Source organism: Planktothrix sp. (assembly GCF_046067725.1).
GTDB lineage: Bacteria > Cyanobacteriota > Cyanobacteriia > Cyanobacteriales > Microcoleaceae > Planktothrix.
Window position 1 is genome coordinate 1 of record NZ_JBJUDF010000290.1, and the last position, 6,142, is coordinate 6,142.

General features: G+C 38.3%; 3 protein-coding genes and 1 pseudogene. All 4 read left to right on the top strand.

Annotated features, from left to right (window positions below; genetic code table 11):
- Nucleotides 1-324: pseudogene (locus ACKPEB_RS17985) on the top strand (RNA-guided endonuclease TnpB family protein); the annotation flags it as partial.
- Between the two features lie 210 nt (nt 325-534).
- Nucleotides 535-1,125, top strand: coding sequence for a hypothetical protein (locus ACKPEB_RS17990; RefSeq protein ID WP_408966340.1), 591 nt, complete (start codon nt 535-537; stop codon nt 1,123-1,125).
- A 90-nt stretch (nt 1,126-1,215) separates the two neighbouring features.
- A complete protein-coding gene (locus tag ACKPEB_RS17995) occupies nt 1,216-2,820 on the top strand; it encodes a tetratricopeptide repeat protein (protein ID WP_408966341.1) in 1,605 nt (534 codons plus the stop codon).
- 129 nt (nt 2,821-2,949) lie between these two features.
- Complete coding sequence (gcvP, locus tag ACKPEB_RS18000; RefSeq protein WP_408966342.1) at nt 2,950-5,829, top strand: aminomethyl-transferring glycine dehydrogenase; 2,880 nt, start codon at nt 2,950-2,952, stop codon at nt 5,827-5,829.
- The last annotated feature ends 313 nt before the right edge of the window (nt 5,830-6,142 follow it).

The following is a 6,142-nucleotide window of genomic DNA, read 5'->3' on the forward strand; positions in this document are numbered from 1 at the left end:
ACAATTCTCAGAAAAGAATTCTCGTTTGTTAACGATCTAAATTCAATGGCAGTTCAATCCGCAGCCGAGGGGGGATGGACTGCCATTAGTCGTTTTTATGACAATTGTAAGAAAAAGATTTCAGGTAAAAAAGGATATCCCCAATTCCAGAAAGATTGCCGTTCCGTTGAATACAAAACATCAGGTTGGTCATTGCACCCAACTAAAAGACAAATCACCTTTACTGATAAAAATGGGATTGGTAAACTTAAATTGTTGGGAAAATGGGAGATCCATACTTACAATTCTAGGTTGAAGTTAGAATCTCAGCGTCTTCAGACCTGAGAGTGTCAATATGGATGGTTTGGTTCAAAGTTTCACCCCACAGCAAAAAGAACAAAACAGTCATGGGATAAAATCTTGCCAAAATCAGGGATAATACGGATAATGACTAAAAAAATCATCAGTTTGATGGCTGCTTTGATGGAACTGACTCTATAAATTTAGTTTCTATTAAAATTTTCTTCCCTAATCTGTTCTCATGAGGATTTATCGATGAGTGATTTTAAACCCACCCCGGAAACCAATATGACAACGACTCAACTGTTAGATCGTTATCAACTTCATGATGCTAACACCCTAAAAACTTGGGCGAGTTTACATGGAATTTATAAACAGGATGGTCTATTTACGCCCTCAGAAGTCGATTTAATTGATCATGTTCATCATCATATTTATAATTTAGGAATGACCGTTGATGAATATCAAAATTTTTTAGCTCATCGCCTGAATCGGATAGAACCTAAAAAAGTAGAAACAGAACCTTCTGTTGTTAAGCAAAATCCTGTTCCTGATGAAATCACAACCGAAGCCTCCCAAGCTTTGGAATTATTAATGGAACAATATTCTGAAGCAATTGAACTGATGGGAGAACGAATTGCGGATCATTTTATTGATGAATTAGATTTATCGGTCATGCGACATTTAGCTAAAAAAGTTAAAGAACGTCAATTATTAAATTGTAAAGCAGTCAAACCTAACCGTTTCTTAAAAACAATTCAAGCTGTCTTGAAACCGATCAATAGTCCTTTATTAACTCCACCTTCTCCTGAAGAAACAAGAAACAACGGTAAAAATGGAAACTAATCACTGTTTAGGTTAAAGACGGATGAGGGTTGAGACGCAACCCTCCCAGACTCAACCTTCCACACCGAATACCCGACTTATAATCCGCGAATGGACTCATCTTTAAATCCAAAAAATCTGATTAAATATTTGTATCAAAAGGCAAATTATTATTTAGCTCATCAACAATTTGATGAAGCAGTTTCTGTTTGTTTGGTAGCTCTAAATATCGACTCAGAATATGCTCCCATTTGTCAAACATTAGGCTCAATTTGGCAAGCTCAAAGAGATTTTGAACAAGCTGAATTTTGGTACAAAAAGGGATTAAAATTAAAACCTAATTATGCAGAGGTCTATGGAAGTTTAGGAGATATTTATAGCCAGAAACAGGATTTTGAAACCGCTATTTCTAATTATAAAAAATCAATTGAATTGAATCCTAATGTAGCAGTTATTTATCGAAACTTAGCTCAAGTTCTTCATCAAGTTAATCGAGACGAAGAAGCTGATATTTTTTGGGATAAAGCTTTTCATTTAGAACCCAATTTAGGGACATTTACTGAACATTTAGATTTAGGAAACAGATTGTTTCAAAAGCAAGAAATTGAATCGGCAATTTTTTGTTATAAAAATGCAATTCAAGCTAATCCTAATGGATCTGAAGCGTATCATAATTTAGGGGAAGCTTATCGTCAACTTCAACAATGGGATCTAGCCATTGAAGCTTACCATAAAGCCATTGAAAGTAATCATCTACAGTTTCAATCTTATATGGCTTTAGGGAATATTTATAAGGATTTAGGAAAATGGGAAACGGCAATTCAAGCTTATCAGCGTGTCATTGAATTCAATCCTAACGCTTATTTACCTCATTTTCAAATTGCAGAAATTAAGTTTAAATTACAACAATGGGATGCTGCGCTCACCGCTTACCAAGAAGCTCTAAAATTAGAAGATAAAAACCCTTTTATTTATTTATCTTTAAGTCGAGCTTATAGTTATAAGAAACAGTGGGAAGAAGCGATCGCAGCTTCTCGAAAAGCAATTGAATTAAATCCTGATTTACCCCACTCTTACACTCACTTAGGAAACTTTTTATCGGAAATTGGAGAAGTAGAAACCGCAATTCAAGCCCATCAAAAATCCCATCAATTACGAGGATGGAGTAGGAGTCTTGAAAAAAATTATCACTTTACAAAAGATTGGTTTAGTGTTAACATTCCCTATTGGGAAAAAGTCCTCCATGCTTTAGCCAATCTTCCCGGTATTCAAGGTTTAGAAATTGGTAGCTTTCAAGGAATGTCGGCTTGTTGGTTATTGGATCAAATTTTAACCCATCCAATGGCAAAAATGACTTGTATTGATTTAAGCTTTCGAGATGAATTTGACCTGAATCTTGTTAAAACTGGAGTTGCTGAAAAAGTTATTAAATTAGAAGGATATTCTCAAGAAATCTTACCCACTCTTCCTGCTAATACCTATGATTTTGTTTATATTGATGGTTGTCATTTAGCCTCTGTGGTGTTTCAAGATGCTTTACTGTCTTGGGAATTATTGAAACCGGGAGGAATTATGATTTTTGATGATTATGAATATCGAGATCCTGAACATCCTGAAGAAGATACTCGTAAAGGAATTGATCAATTTCTTCAAACTCGCTCTGAACCGATCAAAATTTTACATCAAGCTTATCAGTTAATGATTCAAAAACCCTAAACCCCACTTTTGTTAAAAGTTTTGGTAAACTATTGTAACGAAATATCAACAAAGCAACCGTTAACCGTCAACCCTTTTCGGAGTTTCATGTTAGAGATTACCTCATCAGCGAACACCCAAATTGAAACGATGTCATCTTCTACTTCTACGAGTCATAACCCCCCCAGTGAACAACCGGGTTTTGTGCAACGACACTTAGGCCCCAATGGTGATGAGATTCAAGAAATGTTAAAATTATTGGGGATTTCCAATTTAGAAACTTTAATTGATCAAACGATTCCCTCAACCATTCGCCTCAACCGTAGCTTACAATTACCTGACGCTAAAAGTGAATATGAAGCCCTAAATCAATTAAAAGCGATCGCTTCTAAAAATCAAGTGTATCGTTCGTTTATTGGTATGGGTTATTCTGATTGTATCACACCCGGTGTGATTCAACGGAACATCTTAGAAAACCCCGGTTGGTATACAGCTTATACTCCCTATCAAGCGGAAATTGCCCAAGGTCGTTTAGAAGCTTTACTCAACTTTCAAACCCTAATTATTGACTTAACCGGATTAGAAATTGCCAACGCTTCCTTATTAGATGAAGCAACGGCGGCGGCGGAAGCTATGAGCTTGAGTTATGCCGTTTCTAAAACCAAAGCTAACGGATTTTTTGTCTCAAAAGATTGTCATCCTCAGACGATTGATGTTGTTAAAACCCGTGCGGTTCCATTAGGAATAGAAGTCATCATAGCAGATCATCGCACCTTTGATTTTAATACTCCAATTTTTGGTTGTTTGCTGCAATATCCAGCTAGTGATGGGGCAATTTATGACTATCGTCATTTTATTGAAACCGCCCATCACCATCACGCTTTAGTGACAGTAGCGGCGGATATTTTAAGTTTAACGCTGTTAACACCTCCGGGGGAATTCGGAGCCGATATTGCCGTCGGAAGTACCCAACGGCTGGGGGTTCCCCTTGGTTATGGTGGCCCCCATGCAGCTTATTTTGCCACCAAAGAAACATATAAACGGAACGTTCCGGGTCGGATGGTGGGTGTTTCTAAAGATGCTCAAGGAAACCCGGCGTTGCGGTTAGCATTACAAACCCGTGAACAACATATTCGCCGCGATAAAGCTACCAGTAATATTTGTACCGCCCAAGTTTTATTAGCGGTCATTGCCAGTTTATATGCGGTGTATCATGGGCCATCTGGATTGCAACAAATCGCCCAAAAGATTCATCAATTAACCTTGACTTTAGCTGAAGGGTTAAAACGCTTAGGTTATGTGATTGGAACAGAACCCTTTTTTGATACTATTAATGTTAAATTAGGGGAAAAATCTTTAACCGAAATTCTCCAAGCCGCCGAAGCCAAAGAAATTAACCTTCGAGTCATTGATCATCAAACAATTGGGATGAGTTTAGATGAAACCACAACAATTCAAGATGTCATCGATTTATGGTCAATTTTTGCGGGTTCAGAGTTACCGTTTAACGTTGAAGAGGTTTTAAAACCCTCCGAAAATCTTACCACCTTTACGCGCAAATCTCCCTATTTAACCCATCCAGTTTTTAATCGTTATCATTCAGAAACGGAACTTTTACGGTATATTCATCGCTTAGAAACCAAGGATTTATCGTTAAATACCTCGATGATTCCTTTAGGTTCCTGTACGATGAAATTAAACGCAACGGCAGAAATGATTCCGGTAACTTGGCCGGAATTTGGCAAAATCCATCCGTTTGCACCCAAATCACAAACCGAAGGTTATCAAATTCTATTTGAACAGTTAGAAAATTGGTTAGCTGAGATTACAGGATTTGCCGGAATTTCTTTACAACCGAATGCAGGTTCCCAAGGTGAATATGCCGGATTATTAGTAATTCGTCAATATCACGAAAATCGAGGAGAATTACACCGAAATATTTGTTTAATTCCTGAATCTGCTCATGGCACAAACCCCGCCAGTGCGGTGATGTGTGGCTTTAAAGTAGTACCTGTCGCTTGTGATGATCAAGGTAATATTAACATTGATGATTTACAAGCAAAAGCCGAAAAACATCAAGAGAATTTAGCTGCATTAATGATAACATATCCTTCAACTCACGGCGTTTTTGAAACCGGAATTGAAGCGATTTGTAATATTATTCATGCCAATGGCGGACAAGTGTATATGGATGGGGCGAATATGAACGCCCAAGTGGGGTTATGTCGTCCGGGGGATTTTGGGGCGGATGTCTGTCACCTAAACCTGCATAAAACCTTCTGTATTCCTCATGGCGGTGGCGGGCCAGGAATGGGGCCGATTGGAGTTGCGTCCCATTTGGTTCCTTTCCTTCCGGGTCATGGGGTGGTGGAGTTCACAGGAAATGACCGCATTGGGGCGGTATCGGCGGCACCTTGGGGGAGTGCGAGTATTCTGGTGATTTCTTGGATGTATATTGCCATGATGGGGGCAAAAGGATTAACAGAAGCGACAAAAGTGGCGATTTTAAATGCGAATTATATTGCCCGTCGTTTAGATGATTATTACCCGATTTTATACAAAGGAAATCAAGGATTTGTTGCCCATGAATGTATTTTAGATTTACGGTCTGTGAAGAAATCCGCAGGGATTGAAGTTGATGATATTGCAAAACGGTTAATGGATTATGGATTCCATGCGCCGACGGTTTCTTGGCCTGTGGCGGGAACAATGATGGTAGAACCCACTGAAAGTGAATCTAAAGCAGAATTAGATCGGTTTTGTGATGGGATGATTGCCATTCGTCAAGAGATTTCAGAAATAGAATCCGGGAAAATGGATGCTATTAATAATCTATTAAAAAATGCTCCCCATACAGCAATATCATTACTGTGTGGTGAATGGAATCATCCCTACTCCCGTGAACAAGCGGCTTATCCCGCACCTTGGACAAAGGAACATAAATTCTGGCCGGCTGTGGGACGCATTGATAATGCTTTTGGCGATCGCAATTTTGTCTGTTCTTGTTTACCGATGGAGGCTTATCAATAAAGTTTGAATTAGAAACGGGTTTCTGATCTGCTTGTGAAATTGTCAACTAGAAACCGGGTTTTTCTGTTTAATCTCAGCGAGAAGCTCAAGATTTTTGCAGAAACCCGGTTTCTGATCTCCTGGTTGAGTTGAAATGGTTATCGTGAGTCTAAATTTTATGTACAAATTACCAAATTAGATTGCACCTTCAACTATGAAAAAATATTTAGCTGGACTAATCTTACCTGTTCTTTATTTCTTGTCTCCCACAGTAGCAAATGCTCAAGTTGAAACCACCTTACAACCCAATCAAATTACAATTACAGGAAATCGC

What these genes read in the sequence shown, in the direction of transcription:
- ACKPEB_RS17990 (WP_408966340.1), top strand. Translation starts at nt 535, where the DNA reads ATGAGTGATTTTAAACCCACCCCGGAAACCAATATGACAACGACTCAA.
- ACKPEB_RS17995 (WP_408966341.1), top strand. Translation starts at nt 1,216, where the DNA reads ATGGACTCATCTTTAAATCCAAAAAATCTGATTAAATATTTGTATCAA.
- gcvP (WP_408966342.1), top strand. Translation starts at nt 2,950, where the DNA reads ATGTCATCTTCTACTTCTACGAGTCATAACCCCCCCAGTGAACAACCG.